At 41.9% G+C, this 22,646-nt stretch carries 17 protein-coding genes; 8 read left to right on the top strand and 9 right to left on the bottom strand.

From position 1 onward, the window contains the following. Positions 1 to 1,958 (bottom strand): DNA translocase FtsK 4TM domain-containing protein (locus PSF27_RS00715; protein WP_272680659.1); only part of this gene is annotated, 1,958 nt, incomplete at its 3' end. Between the two features lie 413 nt (positions 1,959 to 2,371). Next, a complete protein-coding gene (gene lrp / locus PSF27_RS00710) occupies positions 2,372 to 2,866 on the bottom strand; it encodes a leucine-responsive transcriptional regulator Lrp (protein WP_004918089.1) in 495 nt (164 codons plus the stop codon). A gap of 538 nt (positions 2,867 to 3,404) precedes the next feature. On the opposite strand from lrp, the gene trxB reads away from it, so the two are divergent. The 6 genes from trxB to infA all read left to right on the top strand — a co-directional run bounded on the left by trxB (position 3,405) and on the right by infA (position 11,192). Next, a complete protein-coding gene (trxB, locus tag PSF27_RS00705; protein WP_206085445.1) occupies positions 3,405 to 4,364 on the top strand; it encodes a thioredoxin-disulfide reductase in 960 nt (319 codons plus the stop codon). A gap of 169 nt (positions 4,365 to 4,533) precedes the next feature. Further along, positions 4,534 to 6,213, top strand: a complete 1,680-nt coding sequence (locus PSF27_RS00700) for a DUF7057 domain-containing protein (RefSeq protein WP_272680658.1) — start codon at positions 4,534 to 4,536, stop codon at positions 6,211 to 6,213. Between the two features lie 397 nt (positions 6,214 to 6,610). Next, positions 6,611 to 8,377 carry a heme ABC transporter permease/ATP-binding protein CydD gene (gene cydD, locus PSF27_RS00695; RefSeq protein WP_272538773.1) on the top strand — a complete coding sequence of 589 codons (1,767 nt, stop codon included), beginning with the start codon at positions 6,611 to 6,613 and terminating at the stop codon, positions 8,375 to 8,377. A gap of 2 nt (positions 8,378 to 8,379) precedes the next feature. Continuing rightward, positions 8,380 to 10,122 carry a heme ABC transporter ATP-binding protein/permease CydC gene (gene cydC, locus PSF27_RS00690; protein WP_272538774.1) on the top strand — a complete coding sequence of 581 codons (1,743 nt, stop codon included), beginning with the start codon at positions 8,380 to 8,382 and terminating at the stop codon, positions 10,120 to 10,122. 8 nt (positions 10,123 to 10,130) lie between these two features. After that, a complete protein-coding gene (gene aat / locus PSF27_RS00685; RefSeq protein WP_206085441.1) occupies positions 10,131 to 10,832 on the top strand; it encodes a leucyl/phenylalanyl-tRNA--protein transferase in 702 nt (233 codons plus the stop codon). A 141-nt stretch (positions 10,833 to 10,973) separates the two neighbouring features. Continuing rightward, positions 10,974 to 11,192: a translation initiation factor IF-1 gene (gene infA / locus PSF27_RS00680; protein WP_004244560.1), complete on the top strand. Its 219-nt coding sequence runs from the start codon at positions 10,974 to 10,976 to the stop codon at positions 11,190 to 11,192. Between the two features lie 62 nt (positions 11,193 to 11,254). Here infA and clpA read toward each other — a convergent pair whose 3' ends face one another. Both clpA and clpS read right to left on the bottom strand, forming a co-directional pair. Continuing rightward, positions 11,255 to 13,540, bottom strand: a complete 2,286-nt coding sequence (clpA, locus tag PSF27_RS00675) for an ATP-dependent Clp protease ATP-binding subunit ClpA (protein WP_206085440.1) — start codon at positions 13,538 to 13,540, stop codon at positions 11,255 to 11,257. A gap of 31 nt (positions 13,541 to 13,571) precedes the next feature. Next, positions 13,572 to 13,892, bottom strand: a complete 321-nt coding sequence (clpS, locus tag PSF27_RS00670) for an ATP-dependent Clp protease adapter ClpS (RefSeq protein ID WP_272573472.1) — start codon at positions 13,890 to 13,892, stop codon at positions 13,572 to 13,574. 391 nt (positions 13,893 to 14,283) lie between these two features. Between clpS and cspD the strand changes: the two genes are divergently transcribed. Further along, positions 14,284 to 14,532, top strand: coding sequence for a cold shock domain-containing protein CspD (cspD, locus tag PSF27_RS00665; protein WP_272680657.1), 249 nt, complete (start codon positions 14,284 to 14,286; stop codon positions 14,530 to 14,532). Positions 14,533 to 14,608: 76 nt separating this feature from the next. Here cspD and PSF27_RS00660 read toward each other — a convergent pair whose 3' ends face one another. The 4 genes from PSF27_RS00660 to PSF27_RS00645 all read right to left on the bottom strand — a co-directional run bounded on the left by PSF27_RS00660 (position 14,609) and on the right by PSF27_RS00645 (position 18,723). Continuing rightward, entirely contained in the window at positions 14,609 to 15,541 is a 933-nt protein-coding gene (locus PSF27_RS00660) for a DUF1177 domain-containing protein (RefSeq protein ID WP_206085437.1), read from the bottom strand. Positions 15,542 to 15,786: 245 nt separating this feature from the next. Beyond that, the gene (locus tag PSF27_RS00655; protein WP_206085436.1) at positions 15,787 to 16,536 is read right to left on the bottom strand and encodes an IclR family transcriptional regulator; all 750 of its coding nucleotides are present in this window, start codon (positions 16,534 to 16,536) and stop codon (positions 15,787 to 15,789) included. Next, on the bottom strand, positions 16,533 to 17,366 hold the full coding sequence (locus PSF27_RS00650) for a nitrilase-related carbon-nitrogen hydrolase (RefSeq protein WP_206085435.1): 834 nt from the start codon (positions 17,364 to 17,366) through the stop codon (positions 16,533 to 16,535). Before PSF27_RS00650 ends, PSF27_RS00655 begins: the two co-directional genes overlap by 4 nt. Positions 17,367 to 17,376: 10 nt before the next feature. After that, positions 17,377 to 18,723, bottom strand: a complete 1,347-nt coding sequence (locus PSF27_RS00645; protein ID WP_206085434.1) for a purine-cytosine permease family protein — start codon at positions 18,721 to 18,723, stop codon at positions 17,377 to 17,379. A gap of 486 nt (positions 18,724 to 19,209) precedes the next feature. Here PSF27_RS00645 and PSF27_RS00640 point away from each other — a divergent pair, with 486 nt between their 5' ends. Beyond that, positions 19,210 to 20,643, top strand: coding sequence for a hypothetical protein (locus PSF27_RS00640; protein WP_272680656.1), 1,434 nt, complete (start codon positions 19,210 to 19,212; stop codon positions 20,641 to 20,643). A 58-nt stretch (positions 20,644 to 20,701) separates the two neighbouring features. Here PSF27_RS00640 and macB read toward each other — a convergent pair whose 3' ends face one another. Then, the gene (macB, locus tag PSF27_RS00635; RefSeq protein WP_272680655.1) at positions 20,702 to 22,645 is read right to left on the bottom strand and encodes a macrolide ABC transporter ATP-binding protein/permease MacB; all 1,944 of its coding nucleotides are present in this window, start codon (positions 22,643 to 22,645) and stop codon (positions 20,702 to 20,704) included. Position 22,646 lies beyond the last annotated feature (1 nt).

The following is a 22,646-nucleotide window of genomic DNA, read 5'->3' as shown; positions in this document are numbered from 1 at the left end:
TGTGCAAAAGTGTGTGTTGCAGGTTGGCTATTGCCAAGCCCTGAATGCGAATTATTTGGTGGAACTATTGGCGATTCAACAGTGGTAAATGTTGGCATAAAGAGTGGATCAGCAAGCTCGTCATCCACTAAATCATCTACAGGAGAAAAGCTATCCAATACCGAGAATTCTCTTCGTAAATCAATCTTCGGTTCGACGTCTTTTTGCTCATCATCAAATTGGCTTTCAAAAGCATCACTAGGAATAATAGATGCCACTTCAGGTTCAGCAAATTTATGCGTATTGGCGGATAAATCAGATGAAGATGGCCAACGATGCTCAATGGTTGGCTGCGTCCATGTGTTGGCTGGCGATTGTTCCGCTTGCTCCACATGCTGCACGTCGGGGAACTCTGTTGGCGCGGTTTGCGTAACAGGCGGCTCATAGTCCGTGCTATCCACTTCACCATAGCGCTCACGTTGCTGCTCTAAGAATTGAGCACGTAGTAATTCATCTTGTTGCGAATCGTTACTATTTTGTGCATCTTCAACGTCATTTGTTGACCACTGCTGATAAATTTCTTCGCGTTTAGAGGCTTCTTCTTGGCGACGTTGTAACTCTGCATCACGCTGGGATGGGATCCGAATTCCATATAACTCGCGGCGTGTCGGCAAACGAACAGGATTAGGCCTTGGCAGTTCAGGCTCCATATTTTGCTTAACTTGTGCGTGGCGCTCAAGCGCAGCAATAGAAATACCCGCTGCAGCTAAAGCACTCGCATCAGCAACCCGCTCAGTAACGGAAGAACTAACAGGGACATCGGTAACAACTGGCGCAGGTGTAAATAATTCTGAGGGGACTTGAGCGGCGAATGTATTTTGTGATGCGGGTTCTACAGGCATCGCTGATGTGTTGAATTCATTATCAACTATTTGTTTTTCTTGATATTTTAACTCATGATCATTGACAGAACTAAATGCAGATGGCGCTGCAGGAACATGATCTGATTGAGAAACAACAGGCTCCGCTAAGTTATCAAAACGCCCACTGGCTTGTGGCTGGTAATCATCAGGAACCTCAAAGTGGTATGTATTCGGTTCATCTACCGCTGAGAAAGAGGGTAAAGCATCTGACTCAACTACCGTAGAGGTTTCTGGCTGAGCCTCAATACGACTTTGCACCTCAATGGACTCTGGCTGCGACGTATTTTCAGTAACTAACTCAGCAACAGTTGGCGCTGAAAACAGCACATCATCGGAATCGAGTAATTGTTCATTATCATTCGCTAAGTGCTCTGCCTCTTGCGCTCGTTGTAGCGCATCTTCAGTTTCCTCTACTTCATAATCATCCAGGTCATCGCCTCTCGCACGGTTGGTTAATAACGTAATTGGAAGCAGGACAGCCGCTCCAATTTTTTCTGCAATTGTCAACCATGACCAACCTGTAAACAACGTGAAGCTAATCGCCCATAAGAACAACAGTGCCAATGTGGCACCTAATGAATTAAACCAAGGCATAATGGCACTGCTAAATACACTACCAATCACGCCACCAGAAGCAAAGTTGGGTAAATCATCAAAATTCAAGGCGGCTAATCCACAGGAAGAAAGGATCAATGCAAGGCCACCGATAAGGCGTAAAGAAAGCGAGAAAAAATCTATGTAGCGACGCTGGCTTTCATAATAATAGATAGCCCAACAACCCAATAACAACAGTGGTGGAATAGCAAAAGCCAAAATGCCAAAGGCAGAAAACAAAATATCAGCGCTCCACGACCCCACACTTCCCCCCAAGTTTTTCACAGGGGCGTTCCACGTTGTTTGTGACCAACTCGGGTCTGAAGGACTAAAACTTAATAACGCGACCATAAGAAAAACGGCACTTAAGCAAATCGCGAGCAAAATCACCTCTAATAGCCGTCTTCCGCTACTGAGTTTTTTAAATTTGATGTATTTATCTTCTGTGTATTCTTGGCTCATTATTGTTTCTTTACTGACTGATGTTCTTCACTGACTCTGATTATTCTAACATTAATCGCCCTAAAATGCCTGTTTTGCTGGCTCTAAGACAAATAAATGCCCGATTAATATATAGTAACTCAGTATTTCATCTAATGTATTTGGATTCAATTTCTATTTATCGTCAAAACTCCTAATTATTTATAGCTTTAAAATCAATAAATTGATAATAAAACTTATCGATAAACAAGGGAATTTCGTAAAAGAACGTAAGAAAGGCACTAGTAGCTGTTAACTTACCGATTTAAAAAGAAAAATTGAAGAAATTATTAGGGAGCTAAAACGGAACAACGCTGAGTAAACTCAGCGTTGAAACTGCAGTGCGACAACAAAGCCAATAATGCTGTGCTGAAGTGAGGTCAAAAAAGCCTTGATTAGCGAGTTTTAATCACTAAACGGTTGCTTTGTTTAACTTCTTCCATCACTACGTAGGTACGTGTGTCGTTTACACCTGGTAAACGTAACAGCGTTTCCCCTAGTAGCTTACGATATGCGGACATATCAGGCACACGCGTTTTCAACAAGTAGTCAAAGTCACCTGAAACTAAGTGACATTCTTGAATTTCTTCAAGCTTTTGAACTGCAGTATTAAACTGTTCGAACACGTCTGGCGCACCACGGTTTAATGTAATTTCAACAAACACTAATAGGGATGCATCTAAGTAATGCGGGTTCAACAAGGCTGTATAGCCTGAAATAAAACCTTGTCTTTCAAGACGGCGTACACGCTCTAAACAAGGTGTTGGGGATAAACCAACACGCTTGGATAATTCTACGTTAGAAATACGCCCGTCTTTTTGTAGTTCGTTTAATATATTCCTGTCGATACGGTCAAGGTCTTTGCCAGGACGCTTTTTATTGTCAATCATCTCTTTATCTCTCTTTCTCTAATTGTTATTTTCTACATCTATAAAATGAGCCCCTTGCCAACTACCTTTTTTATTAGGAATTCGTGTTCAGGGCAAATTCTATTTATAGTGCTGAAGTTCGTGTGAATGTAATCATCATTCACAATCGTGACTCATTTTTTAAGTTTGTAAGTAGTGTAAAGCTAATTTTCCAGCAAGAACAAAAATGCGCCATTTCCATTGACCTGCTAGATAATTAACTCTTACATAGATGTTTTCGCAAATGCGCAGCCGATTGTCAAAGCAAATGAATAAAAATCAGTACAAGATTTCGCTTTTTTTTCCAGTAAAACGTTTCGCAGCGCTAATTCAAGATAATTCCTAAAAATCATGAAGCGTGACTCCCCTACCTTTTTGTCACATTTTTTTACATTTGGCGAGTCTTGCCTATCAGAGAAATAAGTGGCATAAAACTAAGTCGCACTTAAATCACTTTTGTTACCTTCCTATTTCTCCTACAATCCTAAGCATGCTTTTTTTGAGATTAAAAGAGGAATTCATGAGCACAACCACACATCGCAAGTTAATCATTTTAGGTTCAGGCCCCGCAGGTTATACAGCAGCTGTATATGCAGCTCGCGCAAATTTAAGTCCTGCACTGATTACTGGGGTGGAAAAAGGCGGTCAATTGACGACCACAACGGAAGTCGAAAACTGGCCTGGTGACCCTGAAGGCCTAACGGGTCCAGGCCTCATGGACCGTATGCATGAACACGCTGCTAAATTTGAAACCGAAATTATCTCTGATCACATCAATAAAGTGGATTTAAAACAACGTCCATTCCGCTTATTTGGTGATGAAAACGAATATACCTGTGATGCGCTAATCATCGCAACGGGGGCATCTGCACGTTATATTGGTTTACCTTCTGAAGAAGCGTTTAAAGGTCGCGGTGTTTCTGCATGTGCAACATGTGATGGTTTTTTCTATCGCAATCAAAAAGTTGCTGTCGTTGGGGGTGGTAATACAGCGGTTGAAGAAGCCCTGTATTTATCCAATATCGCCTCCGAGGTACATTTAATTCACCGCCGTGATAGCTTTCGCGCAGAAAAAATTCTGATCAACCGTTTAATGGATAAAGTCGAAAACGGCAATATCGTACTGCATACGGATCGCACCTTAAATGAAGTGTTAGGTGATGATATGGGTGTGACAGGTGTGCGCCTTGAATGTACGAAAACGCATACCACTGAAGATATCCCAGTAATGGGCGCCTTTATCGCGATTGGCCATAGCCCAAATACCGCTATTTTTGATGGTCAGCTCGATTTAGATAATGGCTATATCAAAGTACAATCAGGTACCCAAGGTAATGCCACACAAACCTCTGTAGAAGGTGTATTTGCAGCTGGTGATGTGATGGATCATATATACCGCCAAGCGATTACCTCTGCTGGTACTGGCTGTATGGCGGCACTAGATGCCGAGCGCTATCTTGACGGTTTAGCGTCTAAATAATCGCCATATGCTTTTGGTTTAGGCAGTGACCGTAATCGGTGACTGCCTTTTTTATTGTTTACCGTTCAATACTTCACATCGCGACATATTTTTAAGAGCAAGTTTATATTGCCCTTCTCCTGTACTGCCTATACTGTTTTTACATGATCTTAACTTTATAGGTATTGATATGGAGCAACCATCAGGGCGTGATATCGTTCGTGGCTATTCGTATTTTATTGTTATCATACTCGCCATCATTCAGGGCATCGTCATTGCCGCAACAACGGATTACTCTATTCGCTCTGACAGCCAGTTAGATGCAACTACGGTATTCCTACCCATGTTACTGGCGATATTCGTGCCATCAGTGGTTAGCTACTTAATCACTAACGCCAAATCTGTGGTTTTCTATCTTAGTATCGCTTTAACTATTGCTTTAACTTGTTGGGTTAACTTTTGGCATAGTCAAGACTTTGAAACCCCTTCTGATGCCAACCCCTTTATTGCATTCCTTACGCTGACTGTTCTGTTATTTTTCATGCTCCCGTGGATGCAATTACTGCAAGCAACACAGTCATGGAAAATCAATTACGGTTGCTTAATGGGGCTATATATTAAAAATACCTTCTTAGGTGTATTAGCCTCGGCAATTGGTGGGCTCTTGACCTTAATTGTGAAATTAGCCAGCTTTTTGTTTAGCATTGTTAATTTGCACTTTTTAAGTGACATTCTTGATAATGAAGTCATTTATTGGGTCTGTTTTACCCTTGGTTTTAATATTGGCTTAACATTTTTACGTGCAACTGTTGATATTCAACTCAGTAACTTCGTGAGCTTTATTGCCCGTTTCTTCCTGCCATTATTAAACGTCGTTGCGGTCATTTTCTTAGGTGGCTTTGTTATTTCCTATTTTTCTGGGTTGGACTCCGCAGGCTTAGGCTCTGCCGTAATGCTGTGGTTTGTGATCCTTAATCTCATTTTTATTAATTTTGTCTATGGGGATGGCAGTACACAATACCAATTCCGTAAAGGGCTGAATGCCTTTGTTTTAATAAATATTATCTTGCTCAATGCTTTTTCTGGGCTTTCACTGTACGGCATTCTTGTGCGGGTGAATCAATACAGTTGGAGCATCGAGCGGTTATATGCTTTTACCGTCGCGCTATTTTTAGCTTTGGTTGTTTTAGCCTATAGCCTTGCAATCATTCGCAAAAAAACATTGTGGATGACCTCACTCGGCACGATTAATAAAGTCGGTATTCTCTCCCTTATCGCCATTATTTTCGTGATCAATAGCCCTATCGCCAATTTCAAAACCATAACCATCAATAGCATTGTAGCGGGCGTGAATAACGGCAAAATCAAAGTGAATAGCTCGCTCGCTTATGACTTAAAGCAATTAGGTGCTGAAGGTAAGCTCGCGTTTGAACAACTAAATAGCAATCCTGAGTACCAAAAACAATTCCAAACCAGCCCTTATGCTGAAGAGCAACAAAAACCACTCAAAGAGGTACTCATACAAGCGAAAAACAGCCCTACGTTGCCAGATAACTGGTTTGATTTGGGTGATAACCTCAGCAGTGCGTGGTATTGCACATCAAAACATGAACCTTATTCATGCTTAGGTTTTATGGCAGATGTGAATCAAGATGGGAAAGATGATGTGGTTATGTGTTATTCCTACCCGACTAGCTCAACTATTGATTGCAATATTTGGCAGGAAATAGAACAAAGCTGGGAAGTTGTCGATACACAAAGCCATTCATTCAATACCGTGCAGAAAAAAGATAAAGCTTGGGATAATTTACTTAACGGACAATTTACCTTAAAACCGAAAGAGTGGCTAAATATAACTCCCACACCTTAAATTTCCATAAAAATGCCAACGGCTTAACAATTTTGTGTTAAGCCGTCTTCTCATTACGTAAAAATACAGTAGCATTCCATCACTTTTATGCTTTTTTAAATTGAAATATTCAGTTTACCTTTACAGAACAATTTGATAACAAAGCACTTTCCACATTAAATAACCGACTTTTATTATGCAACTTCTGCCACTTAAGCTGTTATGATGTAGCGTAAATAATCGAATTACAGGTCGAGATCAAAAACACCGCTCTCACTATTTTTATTAAATGCGTTGTTTGATCATTATTTTCCGCCCTGATGTTATTTGACTCACAGTGAACGACAAAACGCTGTTAGGTTTTCATAACCTAACTATACTCAATGACATTAAAACGACACCTGCTAACTAAATCATTATGGATAAATCAAGACAGACTGAATTGGTACGTTGGTTAAAACAACACAGTGCACCTGCTAAGCGCTGGTTGCGGATCTCCATGCTGTTAGGCATGGTCAGTGGATTGTTGATCATAGCTCAAGCTTGGTTCTTAGCCGTCATCCTACAAGCACTGATTATGGATGGCACCCCGCGAGAACAGCTATTGACCCCATTTTGCCTTCTGATTGGCGTATTTGTTTTACGTGCCATTGTGACTTACATTCGAGAACGGGTTGGTTTTCGTTGTGGCCAAGTTGTGCGCCAAGAAATTCGCACTCGCGTATTAGATAAACTCCAAGAACTCGGCCCTGTTTGGGTTAAAGGTAAACCCGCAGGAAGCTGGGCAACCATTATCCTTGAGCAAATTGAAGATATGCAAGATTACTATTCACGCTATCTTCCTCAAATGTATTTAGCAGGGATTGTGCCCATCATGATCCTTATCGCCATTTTCCCATTCAATTGGGCAGCCGCGATGATCCTGTTTGTCACTGCCCCCTTAATCCCTATTTTTATGGCGTTAGTTGGCTTAGGCGCCGCTGATGCGAACCGCCGCAATTTTATCGCACTTGGCCGTTTAAGTGGCAGCTTCTTAGACAGACTCCGAGGGCTCGATACCCTTCGCCTGTTCTTCCGTGAAAAAGCAGAAGTTCAGCAAATTCGTGAATCCACTGAAGATTTCCGTTCCAGAACGATGGAAGTGTTGCGTATGGCATTTTTATCTTCTGGCGTATTAGAGTTTTTCGCCTCAATTTCTATTGCTGTGGTTGCCGTGTACTTCGGTTTTTCGTATTTGGGTGAAATGAACTTTGGTAGCTATGGCTTACCTGTCACGTTGTTTGCAGGCTTCCTTGCTCTGATCCTTTCCCCCGAATTTTTCCAACCACTGCGTGACTTAGGCACTTATTACCATGCTAAAGCTCAAGCAGTAGGTGCTGCTGAAACCTTAGAGACACTGCTAAATAGTGAAGGGGAAGAAAAACCGCAACAAGGTATAAAAACGTTATCTGATGGCCCTATTCGCATTCAAGCCAGCCAGCTCGAAATTTTATCCCACGACGGTGTACGCCTTGCTGGCCCGTTAAATTTCACCATCGAGCCACAACAGCGTATCGCACTGGTTGGGCAAAGTGGTGCAGGTAAAAGCTCATTACTCAACTTATTACTTGGCTTTTTGCCTTACCACGGTTCAGTGACAGTTAATGATATTGAACTGCGTGAGTTGTGCCCTGAAAAATGGCGTGAATTGCTCGGCTGGGTTGGGCAAAACCCACATTTACCCGAACAAACACTCATTGAAAATATTTGTTTAGGTAAACCAAATGCATCTGAGGCAGAAATTCAACACGCTATTGATAAAGCATATGTTTCCGAGTTTTTACCTCACTTACCCAATGGCTTAAATACTCGCCTTGGTGATTACGCCGCGCGGCTTTCAGTGGGCCAAGCACAACGTGTTGCTGTCGCTCGGATTTTATTAAAACCCTCACGATTACTACTGCTTGATGAACCTGCAGCAAGCCTTGATTCGCACAGTGAGCAACGTGTCATGCACACACTGAACCAGCTATCTGAGCAGCAAACCACTTTGCTTGTCACTCATTTACTGGAAGAAACCTTGGATTACGACCAAATTTGGGTGATGGCAAACGGCCAAATCATTCAGCAAGGGAATTACTCTCAACTTAGTCAGTCTGAAGGCGCTTTTGCCCAGTTATTAGCCCATCGCAGTGAGGAGCTCTGATAATGAAAATTTTATATCCTTTCTTAGCCCTCTACCGCCGCCATTGGTTTTTAATAACGCTTGGGATCATACTCGCCATCGTGACATTGCTTGCCAGTATTGGGCTATTAACCCTCTCAGGTTGGTTCTTAGCTGGCACCGCGATTGCGGGCTTCCCTGGCTTATATTATTTCAACTATATGCTGCCCGCAGCTGGCGTACGTGGTGCGGCAATATTCCGTACTGCAGGACGCTATGGCGAGCGCTTAGTCAGCCATGATGCAACATTCAAAGTCCTTGCTCACTTACGTGTTTTTGCCTTTAGTAAAGTGTTACCCCTTTCTCCGGGGGGCATTAGCCGTTTTCGCCAAGGGGAGCTATTAAACCGCTTAGTGGCTGATGTCGAAACCCTTGATCACCTCTATTTACGTGTATTATCGCCGATTATCACGGCATTTTTTGTCACATTTGTCTTGATTTTCGGTTTAAGCTACCTTGACCCACGCCTTGCTTGGACACTAGGTGGCGTCATGTTGTTCTTATTGTTCACAATGCCATTTGTTTTTTACCGTGCAGGTAAGCCTATTGGTCGCGAACTCACAGAGCTACGCGGTGACTATCGCACTATCTTAACTTCAGCCCTGCAAGGGCAAGCGGAGTTAACCTTATTTGGTGCAACCACACGTTTTCGCCAAAACCTTTGGGCAATTGAAAACTGCTGGCAAGCTCGCCAGCAGCAACAAGCTGCACTAACAGGGTTATCCCAAGCTATTATTTTATTCGCATCGGGGATCACTGCTACCTTACTGCTGTGGATGGCCGCTGAGCACGTCGGTGGAGATACTAAACCTGGTGCATTGATTGCGCTATTTGTGTTCTGTGCGTTAGCCGCCTTCGAAGCCTTAGGGCCTGTCGCCGTCGCCTTTCAGCATATGGGGCAAGTAATTGCTTCTGCAACACGGGTTTCCCAATTAATGACAGCAAAACCTGAAGTGACGTTCCCAAGCGAAAGCCCTTCAATCACAACACTAGAAAGCCTGACTGTCGATAATATCTCGTTCACCTACCCTGAACAGCCATTTGCCGTCCTCGATAACGTGTCATTGCGCTTAGCTAAAGGCCAACACCTCGCCCTACTTGGGAAAACAGGCTGTGGTAAATCAACACTCTTACAATTATTAACCCGTGCATGGGATGTCGATAGCGGTACAATTACATTAAATGGTCAGCCAATTAATGCATTTAGTGAAAAATCACTCCGTAGCATCATGTCGGTTGTACCGCAACGTGTGCATGTGTTTAGTGATACTCTGCGTAATAATTTATTATTAGCGAATGAGCAAGCTACCGATGCTGAATTGAATGCAGTTTTACAACAAGTCGGCTTAGGCAATTTGCTCGAAAACGAGTTGAAACTCAATGCGTGGATGGGGGAAGGTGGTCGCCAATTATCTGGTGGTGAACAGCGCCGCTTAGGCATTGCCCGTGCATTGTTGCACAACACACCGCTAGTGTTGATGGATGAACCAACAGAAGGCTTAGACGCACAAACTGAACAGCAAATCTTAGCGTTACTAAAAGAAAAATGTGCTGACAAAACCTTGATTGTGATCACCCACCGCATGCAAGGCTTAGAAGAAATGGATAACATCTGCGTAATGGATAGTGGTAAAATTGTCGAGCAAGGCACCCATCAAGCGTTGTTAGATAGGCAAGGTCAATACTACCAATTCCGCCAGCGCCATTGGGCTCAGAAAACACACTGAGGCGCAATATGTACCAACTCGATGATGACTCATATTTGTTCCCTCCCGTCTCGGAAGCGATGCGGGAACCCAATGGTTTATTAGCTATTGGAGGCGATCTTTCATCAAAAAGGCTGCAAGCAGCGTATTATGATGGTATCTTCCCATGGTTCAATCCAAGTGAGATGCCTTTATGGTGGTCACCAGACCCAAGAGCGGTATTATTGATGGGCGATTTACACATCAGCCGCTCAATGAAAAAAGTGTTAAAAAAGCAGATTTATCGTATTACGGTTAACCACGCTTTCAAGGATGTTATTGAAGCGTGTTCTGTGCGTGAAGAAGGAACTTGGATCTTACCTGAAGTGCAAGCAGGTTACCTTGAGTTACACCACGAAGGGATGGCTCATTCTATTGAAGCTTGGTATGACGACAAACTGGTTGGCGGCCTATACGGTGTGAATATGGGCCATCTATTTTGTGGGGAATCCATGTTCAGTAGAATGAATGATGCATCCAAATTTGCTTTTATTACATTCTATTTTCATTTTTTGCGCTATAATGGGCAGCTTTTTGATTGTCAGGTACTTAACCACCACACCGCCTCACTTGGCGCAAAAGAAATATCCCGTAGGGATTTTTTACATATTCTTTATCGGTGGCGTGACAAAGGGATAGACCCCGCCTGCTGGATACCGCAATCGATTGAATTACCGCCAATTTTCAATTAGTGAACGTTGGTTTATTATTAATTTTATTCCTTCACATAAGCATAAAGATCGCATTAAAATGCGACACTTCTTTACTTAGTGCGGGTTTTTGGGCATTATCTTGCCCGTTAAAAATCACGGTTATTAAACTTAGAGGATTAGATGGCCAAAGAAGACAATATTGAAATGCAGGGCACAGTTTTAGATACCCTGCCAAATACAATGTTCCGTGTTGAACTGGAAAACGGTCACGTGGTGACTGCTCATATTTCTGGTAAAATGCGTAAAAACTATATCCGCATCCTGACAGGCGACAAGGTAACTGTAGAGTTAACCCCTTATGACCTGAGCAAAGGCCGAATCATTTTCCGTAGCCGTTGATTACCTCTTCAGGCAAGGCCTGACATTACCACAGGTGCATGAGACACCTGTGGTTAATTATGTCAGAATACCGCATCCTCCGGAGAGGCCTTGTGCACGCTACTGAAGCTGTATGTCAGTGTGTTACTTTTTTCATCAAGCCCGATACTCACAGAGCCGCCGTTGGTTAGTGAACCAAATAGCAATTCATTTGCTAATGGTTTCTTCAGGTTCTCCTGAATTGCGCGCGCCATAGGTCGGGCACCCATTGCTTTATCATAGCCTTTTTCACATAACCAATGACGTGCTGCCGCACTCACCTCAATTGACACGCCTTTCTCATCCAACTGCGCTTGTAACTCAACAATGAATTTATCAACAACCAGGGTGATAATTTCTGGCGTCAGTGAATTGAACCAGATAATACCATCAAGACGGTTACGGAACTCAGGCGAGAAAGCACGCTTGATTTCCGACATCGCATCCGTGCTGTTATCCTGCTCTGCGAAACCAATCGAGCGGCGCTGCGTTTCTTGAACCCCTGCGTTTGTGGTCATGACGACAATCACGTTACGGAAATCCGCTTTACGGCCGTTGTTATCGGTAAGTGTGCCGTGGTCCATCACTTGCAATAAAATGTTGAATACATCTGGATGCGCTTTTTCAATCTCATCCAATAACACCACAGAGTGTGGATGCTTGATCACCGCATCAGTCAGTAAGCCACCTTGATCAAAGCCTACATAGCCTGGAGGCGCACCAATTAAACGGCTGACGGTATGACGTTCCATGTATTCAGACATATCAAAACGCAATAATTTAATATCCAGCGCTTTGGCTAATTGAACCGTGACTTCCGTTTTACCTACCCCTGTAGGCCCTGCAAACAAGAAGGAGCCGACAGGTTTATTTTCTAACCCTAACCCTGCGCGATTCATTTTGATCGCTTCAGACAACGCCTCAATCGCTTTATCTTGCCCAAATACTAACATCTTCAAGCGTGAATCAAGGGTTTTGAGTTTGTCTTTATCGCTCGATGAAACTGTTTTTTCTGGAATTCGCGCAATACGTGCAACGACAGTTTCGATCTCAGGAACACCAATCGTTTTTTTGCGTTTGCTTGGTGCAACTAAACGTGTACGCGCGCCAGCTTCATCAATCACGTCTATGGCTTTATCTGGTAAATGCCTGTCGGTGATATATTTAATCGATAAATCTACCGCTGCCTGGATGGCTTTCGCAGTGTAACGCACATCGTGATGTGCTTCGTATTTCGGTTTTAACCCATTAATAATACGAATGGTTTCTTCTGGTGTCGGTTCAACAATATCAATTTTTTGGAAACGACGAGCTAGCGCCCTGTCTTTTTCAAACACACTGCCAAATTCTTGATAGGTGGTTGAACCAATCACGCGAATACGCCCACCCGAAAGTAGTGGCTTAATTAAGTTAGCAGCATCCACTTGCCCACCTGATGCAGCCCCAGCACCAATAATAGTGTGGATCTCATCGATAAACAGTATGCTTTTGGGGTCTTTTTCCAACATTTTGAGCAAGGCTTTGAAGCGTTTTTCAAAATCCCCACGGTATTTCGTTCCCGCTAACAATGAACCGATATCTAAGGAGTAAATCGTGCAACCTTTCATGACATCAGGCACATCGTCCTGTTCGATACGCCATGCAAGGCCTTCCGCTATCGCCGTTTTCCCAACACCAGACTCCCCCACTAACAACGGGTTGTTTTTGCGGCGGCGACACAAGACTTGGATCGTTCTCTCTAATTCAGCCTGACGGCCCACCAGCGGGTCGATATTCCCTTTTTTGGCCTGTTGGTTCAGATTGGTCGTAAAGTTGTCCATGTGGTCTTCTGAGACTGGTGGCTCTTCATTCGGTGCACTATTATTGGACATATCGTTATCTGACGATGACGATTCTTCACCTTTTACCGTACCATGAGAAATATAGTTGACCACATCTAAGCGGCTAACATCGTGCTTACGCAATAAGTACGCAGCTTGAGATTCTTGCTCACTGAAAATCGCGACAAGCACATTTGCCCCGCTAACTTCGCTACGACCCGATGACTGCACATGAAATACCGCCCTTTGTAACACACGCTGAAAACTGAGCGTCGGTTGGGTGTCTCTGTTATCATTTTCGGGTAACAAGGGTGTAGTTTGCGCGATGAAGTGTTCCAGTTCTTGACGTAAAGCGACAAGATCAACCTTACAAGCTTCTAAAGCTTCGCGTGCCGAGATATTACTCAGTAACGCCAGCAATAGGTGCTCAACAGTCATAAATTCGTGGCGACTGTCTTTCGCTTTCGTAAAAGCTACGTTTAAACTAAGCTCCAGTTCTTGATTGAGCATAAGCACCTCCCAAAATTGATATTAAACCAGATCAGACTTTCTCTATAGTACAAAGCAAAGGATACTCATGTTCACGGGCAAATGTATTGACCTGCGCCGCTTTTGTTTCTGCAACCTCTGCGGTAAAAATCCCACAAATTCCCTTTCCCTGAATATGCACATCTAACATTATCTGTGTAGCGCGTTCTTCATCAAAAGAAAAGTATTTTTGTAACACTTCGACAACAAAATCCATCGGAGTGTAATCATCATTATTTAATAGTACCTTATACATCGACGGTGGCTGTAAGGTTTGTTCCACTTCGTCTTTGAATATGACGTCTGTTTTAAATGTGCCCAGAAAATCGCTCATTACTTTCTTGCTCAGTGTTTAACTTCAAATTAAGCATAGTCTTTATTATCAACGATTTCTATCAATCCACATGATAGCGTTATAAAACTATACCATTACATTCTTTCATGGCTTTTCTTAAACAAGCCTTTCATTTGCAGTGTATCATGCCACTAACCTCATAGCTTATCTTTAGCAATCTGTGAGCTATATCAAATATCACAGAAAATAACATTTGGCGCTTATCGAATTCTTACCACTTTACCATAATTCCTGAAACTCCCCTCTTGACCTTAGAATGCAATTCACTACAGTATGTTTTACGAACAGTTTTTAGCGTATATTTACTTAGTTTCTGTGTGTATTTTATACATATCTGCAAAACACAACTAGCAAACCGAAAGGATAAAATATGGAGACGGGTATCGTTAAGTGGTTCAATAACGCAAAAGGCTTTGGTTTTATTTGCCCGGCTGATGGCGGAGAGGATATTTTTGCTCATTATTCCTGCATCAAAATGGACGGTTACAGGACACTAAAAGCAGGTCAAAAAGTGCAATTTAGCGTGACAATTGGACCAAAAGGTAATCATGCGGATGTTATCATCCCCATTGAAATGGGAGAAACCATAGAAGGCACATCAGAATCAATTTTGCCCTGACGCATATAGAGCACAGTTAATTATTTCAATTATATTATTGATGCTGTTAATAATTAACTGTGACTATTTTATAAGCTCAACGGCCCGAAGTTTGTAAATGTGACATATCACCATACAGCGACATCAATAATGCATACTGTTCTGCATCATAAAAATCACACTGTTTTTGCGTAAAGGCTTTCGCCACCTCAATCATAAATTTCACCGCAGCAGCAATATCAATCTCATGACTTGCTCCCGTAGAGCAACCAGGTACCACGGTTTCAGAACAGATCGCCACACCAACAACAGGGGCTGAGGTAGATACCGCGGGTTGCATAATACTATTGATATGATGAAGGCCATTACCATACGGTGTAATATCCTGAATGGATAAAGGAAATGTCACCGCACGCTGCCCACTGCTCCACTCCATTAAGCGGAGTAAATCATTAGAAACAGGTAAAATGTACCCATTTTTAACCGTTGGTGATAATGCATAACCTTTATGATTCAACAGGTTATTACCTTTGGTGGTATCTACCGACAAAATAGCATCCGCTTCAGGGATCGCTTCATGTTGGTTCATCGTGACATCTTCTAAAGGAGAGTCCATAAAATCAACTGGGGTATGAGGGCGAGTCGGCGCATTAGGGCAAATATGAGTTGTAATCACCACATCACCTACCAATTTATCGCCTTTTTCATGCATTTTTGCTAATTTCAATGCTGTTGCAATGGCCGCAATCGCCCCATCGGCATCTGAAACTACCCCAATACGTGACGGCCTTGCACCAATCCCCCCTAAACGGCCAATAATACCTAATGTAGGTGCTTGATGACCTTGAGATTTACCTTGGGTGCCTGGAATAAGAATACGGACAAAATCACTTTGACCTTTCAGGTCTTTGACCGTTTTAGAAGAAACTTCAATTGCTGGGAAAGTCTTGAACAATGCAACAACATCTTCCCCCTTAACGTTCGCGCAATCGATTAGCTCATACGCACAAAGGGTTTGCTTTAGACTCATTGTACTTCCTTGAATTTTAATAATTTTTATTTGATTGTAGGGCTACTTTGAAATTAACTCACACAAAATATGACTTAATTTCATTTCACCCAAGTTAAGGCTTAACTGTTAAAAAAGCCTTATTTTTCCTGATGAAGGCGTATTCACGCACTTAAAATAAAATACTAATAATATAAACTACTTATGGTGTGCTACTTACTTTTACTACTTACCTTTACTACTTACTTTTACTACATGACATAACGCTATTTGCTGGTACTTCTTTGTAACCAATAAGGATCTCCAACCATACAACCAAGGTAAGAGGCCTTACGGCATAGGTTAGTTGAAAGTTGCGCCATAACCTGTTCATTCATTTGGGTTTCTGGCAAACTTAGACATAATGCATATAACGTGTTCAGCGATGGATCAAACACGGTACTCGAAACCGAGGCAACACCTGCAACAGACTCGTTAATTGAAAATTCCCAACCACGTTCATTGATCAGATTCATCTGTTCTGTTAACTTCACTTGTAATTCTTTATCTTCTCGGCCGATAATGTTTGCTCTTTCCTGCAACGGTAAGCGCGCTAACAGAGCCCGCCCCGTTGAAGTTCCAAGAATTGGCAAACGTGTACCAGGCTGTGTGATCACCTGCAACATGCTATTACCGAAGCGTGCATGGACAACCCTTACCATTTCATCATCGAGCGCCGAAACATAGCTGGTAAACCCAGTATCTTTCGTCAACTCATCAAGGGCTTCTAACGTCATATCTATCAATGGGTTCATCCCACGCGCACGGTGAGCCAACTCCATGATTAATAACCCTGGCCGATAAATGGGAGCATTATTCTTCTTTTCTAACAGCCCCAGTTCTGACATTTGCTTTAGTAAGCGAGAAGCAGAACTTTTCGGCATGCCTAATTCATTAACTAACGTCGTAACGGTAAGCTCATTACCTGAGCGTAGAAATAATTGATAAACATCAACGACGCTATTTAAAATGCTCATGAATCAAAACCTTGAGTAAGAATGCCATAATCTTGAGGCTTTCTATCACGTAAATATGGAATGGTTAAACGTGTATGGGCTTGTAAAACAAAATCAATTTCGCCAATTAACAACGCTTCACCATCACATGTGGCTTCACAAAGCACTTGCCCACGAGGGCCTAACACTTTGCTACCACCAAATAAGTGTAAATCCCCTTCATGACCCCAACGGTTAACGGCCAGTAAATGTGCACCATTTTCCAAAGAACGGGATGCCGTATTAATGTCCCACATGTCTTTATCTTGTACACACCAAGCAGAAGGTGCGATTAGCAGCTCTGCGCCATGAAGGGTCAAAATACGCGCAACCTCAGGAAACCCCATGTCATAGCAAATCATGATGCCAATTTTGCCAATTGGCGTATCAAATACAGGGAAGCTATCACCACGACTAAACCATTGTTTCTCAATACCAAAAGCATGTACTTTACGAAACACACCGCTGATACCTTCACACCCTGGGTTCCACACGCCAACCGCGTTATAGATATCCCCAAGGTAGTCACCTCGTTCCACAAAACCACTCACGATAGTGATATTCAAGCGTGTCGCAAGCTCGCTAAATAAACGATATGTTTCGCTTCCAGTAGAATCGCTGAGATCCCACAGCTTCGTATTTAACAAATCACCGCGATAACCTGTTGTGGCAAGCTCTGGAAAACAAATCAGTTTCGCCCCAGACTCTGCCGCTTGTTCACATAACAGCGCCATACGCTGCAAGTTACCTTGTTTATTCCCCAGTTCAGAATCAAACTGAGCAAGGGCAACTTTGACCTTGCTACCTGACATCGCACTTTCCTTAATCTAAGTGAGCCACTTTGCGAAAATGCACCGTATCGACACCTTTTGCTTTCGCTTGCCAGCGCATGCCAATCCAATAAGCCAGCGCACCTGTAATTAAAGAGTTAAGTGCAGGAATGCCATAATCGGCATGGAATGGACCTAATTCTGATGTTCCCCACCCCACAATAACAGCTAACAACCACACAACGAGTGTCACAGGGTTATAAGCTTCACAGCTAGATGGCAGCACACCTTGTTCGCGGGTGATATCAAGCTCTTTGCGATCGCGTTTTAAGATGTAATAGTCAACAACCATGATCCCAGCGACTGGTGGGATAGCAATGCCTAAGTAAATCAAGAAACTAATAAAATTGTCTAAAATACCTAACATGGAGGCAATCGTACCGAAAACACCAATTACCCATGTTAAATAGCGACGGTCAAAACGCTTATTAAAGATAGCGTTAAGCAGCGTTGAAAACCCGAGTGATGATGAATACAGGTTGATGTCATTCATTTTTATAGTGGCAAAGATAACAATCGATGCACCTAATAAGCCCGTTAATGCCATCATCAAGTCAAATACTTGGCTGGTACGTAATGCCAGAGCCATCAGCACCGCTATCATATTAACTAAAAGTTCACCAAAAAATGTACCGATTAACGTCATCCAAAATACATCCTTCGGTTTTTTCATAAAGCGGCTAATATCTGGTGTGGTAACCGCTGAAATAATAAAACCACCTGCAACCATAGTAATTGCCGCAGGCATTGTCATTAAAGGCCCAGCAGGGGCAGTATCATTGATAAGCGCACCAAGATCCTGACCTGATAATAAATTATACGTTGCCCAGCCTAACGCGAATAAAAAGAGCGGCGTTGAAATATTGGCGGTAATAGATAAAAATCGATACCCATATACCGTAATAATCGTCACCGCAATACCTGTAATAAGTGACCAAGTCCCTGGTGTTAGCACATTAGTCGCTTTATACATTCCATCCGCAAAGAAACCATTTTGGACGCCAAACCAGCCCATCAAGGAGATGGCAATCGCGCCACCAATAAGAGCTGAACCTAACTTTCCAAAACCAGACCACCTTGACAGTAGACTGATTGACATTCCTTCGCGGCATGCAGCTGCTCCAAGCCCCCAACTGACTACCTGTAAAATTACAGAGCCAAGGATGGTCGCCCAAAACGCCTGCCAAAAAGTTAACCCGTAACCGAGGGCTGCACCTAACATCACTTGTGAAACACAAGCGAGTGCGCCAATTCGTAGAATTAACACTTCATAGAACGGTCTACGAGCACTTTGGGGTACTCGAGCCAAAGAATAATCTTCACCTGCTTTATTCGCCATTTTGCACCTGCTGTGTGGTTGTCTTTGCTTAGTTTTTACTGGCTTTAATTGTTTGTTCCATTATATGGAACTAGGTTTCATTTATTCTACATGCAAATAATATCCATGATCGATATCGAATCGCAAGCAGAATTTATCTTTTCAGATAACTTTTTTATTATGGAATATTTCACGGAGCGAGGAAATACCACACTAATAAAAAATTTTATCGATAAATGAATAGGTTAAAAATTACGTGTTTAATTAGCAGAATTGGAGTGAGGAACTCAGTTCCATAAAATAGGACTATTCTTTAGCAGTAATTTCCTTCTAGGTAGCAGTAATTTCCTTCTAGGTAGCAGCAATCACTCCAATTTGGAGTGTCCTAGTCCGAAGTTATACGATTAGAAAAAAAATTTAGCTTTAGTAGGAATAAATGATTTATGAAAGAAATGGGGATAGTTGAGTTGGTAGGCTGCTATAAATAGTTAACATCGGAAACATAACATGCCAGCTGAAATAAACTACCCTATTAAATTTTGTCAGAATGACCTATTGAACTATGTATTTAAGAATGACCCCCTAATAAGCAAACTTGCCCAACAACTCAAAAACATCGCCAATATTACATATGCATGTAAAAATGGTGCTTGCCAAGGTTTATCACACATATTCGCGGCTTATGAGATGGACGGACTGGGGGCTGAATCTCTACACCAGCTCAAAAATTGCTTAAATCCCTTTATACCATCAACATCCGCTTATAAAGAAGTCAACAAATGTGTAGAAAAAGCTTACTTAAAATGCATTTCAAATTTGTTAGCTGAACGTTGTACTGATATTTTTGATGTACAGATAAATCAATACCAATATAACGGCTATAATGACCTATATAATAGTTATTATACCATTAACACAGTACAAAAACCTAAAGGAATAACAAACATTGAATATATCATTCAATGCTTAGAAGAAAATAACAAAAATATATATTCTAAGAATATAGAACCCTGTTTTAATCCTAATATTAAAATAGAAAAAGACATCACCTATGACCTATATAACAAAATAAGATTTGGTAATGAAACACCTACTCCAAGGAAATATAAAGCAGAACAAAGCCTATATGATAAGATTAAAAAAGATAAAGATATCACTCTAAATGAAATGCAGTCCTTTATTAAAGAGATATATGCATATTGCATGTTACATTATGCAAGTGAGACAGCACTATTTAACTTAAATTCAGGATTGACAATTGATAATCGTTGTTCTCCTTTGTCCTCTATTAATGTAGAACCTAGTTGGGAGAGTATCTCCTTTAAACAATTAGAGAAACTAATTACTGAAAAAAACATTAAAAAACAAGATGTTGCTATAATTTACAGTTCAAATAATCATGCAATGGCAATTTGCGGGAAATATTACCCACAAAAACAAAGATACCTTTTTAGTTTTTTTGAACCAAATTATGGGTTAATACAATCATCTAATACAAATGAATTTATTGATTTTTTAAAACAAATTATAAGCCTCAAAAATACACTTCCTATTGCTTTTACACAAAAAAAAGAGACTGATGTAACTATTGGTTATATACGGAAACTACAAAAAACACGAACACACTCAAAAAAAATGAAATTACCGAAAATCAACAATGCAGAGCTACAATCTGAAATCAAAAAACAGCTTACTGAGAGTAAAGTAAGCATCGATTTAGATAAAAGTACCAAACTCACTTTTGATGAGTATTCTCAAGGTAATAATAAATTGACAATGAAACTAAAAAAGGAGGGGGATACTTTTACCATTTATTCGACCTTGTGTGACATTCATTCAACTATAGCGTTAATCACTAACTCGATAAATAAAGTTCCTTTATTAACATCAGCAAAAATTTGTATAAATTCTTTAGGGAAAATATTTTATCGGCTTCGTTAACCTTACTTTATTCTCCTTTGTAGTCACTGAGCTACACAGGAGAATATATATTAACAAATCACTCTCTTGCTAATGCATCAATTGGGTTTAAACGTGCGGCGCTGCGTGCGGGCAAGAAGCCGAAAATAACCCCAATCGCGGTTGAGCAGACAAACGCACTAATAAGCGCGACAGGATCAAACGCGAACGTCCAACCAGGTAGCGCCATTTGCGCCAGTAAGCTGATCCCATAAGAAAGTGCAATTCCCATCAAGCCCCCCATTAAACACACCAATACCGCCTCAATGAGGAACTGCTGCATTACATCACTGGTTCTCGCACCAACTGCCATACGAATACCAATTTCGCGAGTTCTTTCTGTCACCGACACTAACATGATATTCATCACACCAATCCCCCCGACCACCAGCGAAATCACCGCCACTAAGGTTAAAAACAGTTGCATGGTTTGGGTGGTTTTTTCCGCTGTTTTTACAAAAGTATCAAGGTTATAGGTGAAAACATCTTTTTTACCGTGGCGTAACGTTAATAAACGCGTCAGTTGCTGCTCGACGTTTTTGGCGTCATACCCATCCTTAACGCGCACCGTAATGCTGTCATAATAAGGTCGATTTAAAATCTTGCTGTTCATCGTGGTATCAGGGAGCCAAACAGACAACGATTTACTGGAGCCAAATACTGATTTCTGGTCTTCCAACACCCCAATTACTGTCGCTGGCATATTACCGATGAGCAAGGTTTCCCCTACTACATTAGCTTGTTTTGGGAAAAAACGCCGTTTCGTGTTCTCATCAATAATGACCACTTGAGCACGCCTATTCGCCATGTCTTGCGTAAAATTCATGCCCTCTGAAAATTTTGAAGCATACACATTAAAATAATCGCGGCCAATTCCTGTTAACTGTGCAGATGCATCTAAATTCCCTTTCCTTAAACGTGCGGAACCATTTATCTGGCCTGAAATCGCGTGAACATAAGGCTGCTTAGCAAGAGCATCAATATCCGAGGCTTTTAAAGATTGTCGATTTTGTGCATCATCACTTCCAAAATCAGTGCCAGGATAAATTGAAATCGTATTGGTACCAATCGACTTGATATCATTAAGTACCATACCTTGGGCAGCATCGCCGATGACCATAATAGAAACCACTGAAGCAATCCCGATAATAATCCCTAGCATGGTCAACAAGGTACGCATTTTATTGACCACCATGGCACGCCAAGCCATCAACAATGCTTCGCTAAATCGACCATAAATCTGCCCAAGGGATAGTTTCCTTGTAGGGGCTTTTGATAACGGTTTGGCTAATTTACTATTTTTTGAACCTGAATCTCGAATAATTTCGCCATCTTTGATTTCGACAATACGTTCAGCTTGTTGTGCGACGGATGGATCGTGAGTAACGATAATCACCGTATGGCCTTGAGCACAAAGGTCTTTAAGGATCTTCATCACCTCTTCACCTGAATGGCTATCTAAGGCCCCCGTAGGCTCATCGGCAAGAATAACTTGCCCTCCATTCATTAATGCACGCGCAATACTGACTCGTTGCTGTTGCCCACCAGACAATTGGCTCGGCCGGTAATTAACCCGCTCGCCAAGCCCTAAGCGCTGAAGTAATTGCGTCGCGCGTTCGCGCCGCTCCGCTTTTCCAGAACCTGCATATACAGCAGGGATTTCAACGTTTTGCTCAGAACTAAGGTGGTTTAATAAGTGGTAGCGTTGGAAAATAAAACCAAAGTGTTCACGGCGAAGCTCTGCGAGTTGGTCGTTGTCTAGCAACGCCATATTTTGCCCATCAATATGGTACTCTCCAGATGATGGCTTATCGAGGCAACCAATGATATTCATCAGGGTGGATTTACCTGAACCTGAAGCACCGATAATCGCAACCATTTCACCTGCATTTATTTGCAAAGAAACGTTTTTTAAGACAGTAACCTCATTTTCACCTTCACCATAACGGCGAGTGATCCCCTGGAGCTCAATGAGTGTGGCCATC

It is taken from the genome of Providencia sp. PROV129 (genome assembly GCF_028482245.1).
GTDB classification, from domain to species: Bacteria; Pseudomonadota; Gammaproteobacteria; order Enterobacterales; family Enterobacteriaceae; genus Providencia; species Providencia vermicola.
This window is presented reverse-complemented; position numbering and strand designations above follow the sequence as displayed.

Coding starts and splice junctions, on each gene's coding strand:
- PSF27_RS00655 (WP_206085436.1), bottom strand. CDS start 16,536: ATGAGCATTTTAAATAGCGTCGTTGATGTTTATCAATTATTTCTACGC.
- PSF27_RS00700 (WP_272680658.1), top strand. CDS start 4,534: ATGGAGCAACCATCAGGGCGTGATATCGTTCGTGGCTATTCGTATTTT.
- PSF27_RS00645 (WP_206085434.1), bottom strand. CDS start 18,723: ATGGCGAATAAAGCAGGTGAAGATTATTCTTTGGCTCGAGTACCCCAA.
- PSF27_RS00660 (WP_206085437.1), bottom strand. CDS start 15,541: ATGAGTCTAAAGCAAACCCTTTGTGCGTATGAGCTAATCGATTGCGCG.
- PSF27_RS00640 (WP_272680656.1), top strand. CDS start 19,210: ATGCCAGCTGAAATAAACTACCCTATTAAATTTTGTCAGAATGACCTA.
- infA (WP_004244560.1), top strand. CDS start 10,974: ATGGCCAAAGAAGACAATATTGAAATGCAGGGCACAGTTTTAGATACC.
- clpA (WP_206085440.1), bottom strand. CDS start 13,540: ATGCTCAATCAAGAACTGGAGCTTAGTTTAAACGTAGCTTTTACGAAA.
- cydD (WP_272538773.1), top strand. CDS start 6,611: ATGGATAAATCAAGACAGACTGAATTGGTACGTTGGTTAAAACAACAC.
- lrp (WP_004918089.1), bottom strand. CDS start 2,866: ATGATTGACAATAAAAAGCGTCCTGGCAAAGACCTTGACCGTATCGAC.
- cydC (WP_272538774.1), top strand. CDS start 8,380: ATGAAAATTTTATATCCTTTCTTAGCCCTCTACCGCCGCCATTGGTTT.
- aat (WP_206085441.1), top strand. CDS start 10,131: ATGTACCAACTCGATGATGACTCATATTTGTTCCCTCCCGTCTCGGAA.
- macB (WP_272680655.1), bottom strand. CDS start 22,645: ATGGCCACACTCATTGAGCTCCAGGGGATCACTCGCCGTTATGGTGAA.
- cspD (WP_272680657.1), top strand. CDS start 14,284: ATGGAGACGGGTATCGTTAAGTGGTTCAATAACGCAAAAGGCTTTGGT.
- clpS (WP_272573472.1), bottom strand. CDS start 13,892: ATGAGCGATTTTCTGGGCACATTTAAAACAGACGTCATATTCAAAGAC.
- trxB (WP_206085445.1), top strand. CDS start 3,405: ATGAGCACAACCACACATCGCAAGTTAATCATTTTAGGTTCAGGCCCC.
- PSF27_RS00650 (WP_206085435.1), bottom strand. CDS start 17,366: ATGTCAGGTAGCAAGGTCAAAGTTGCCCTTGCTCAGTTTGATTCTGAA.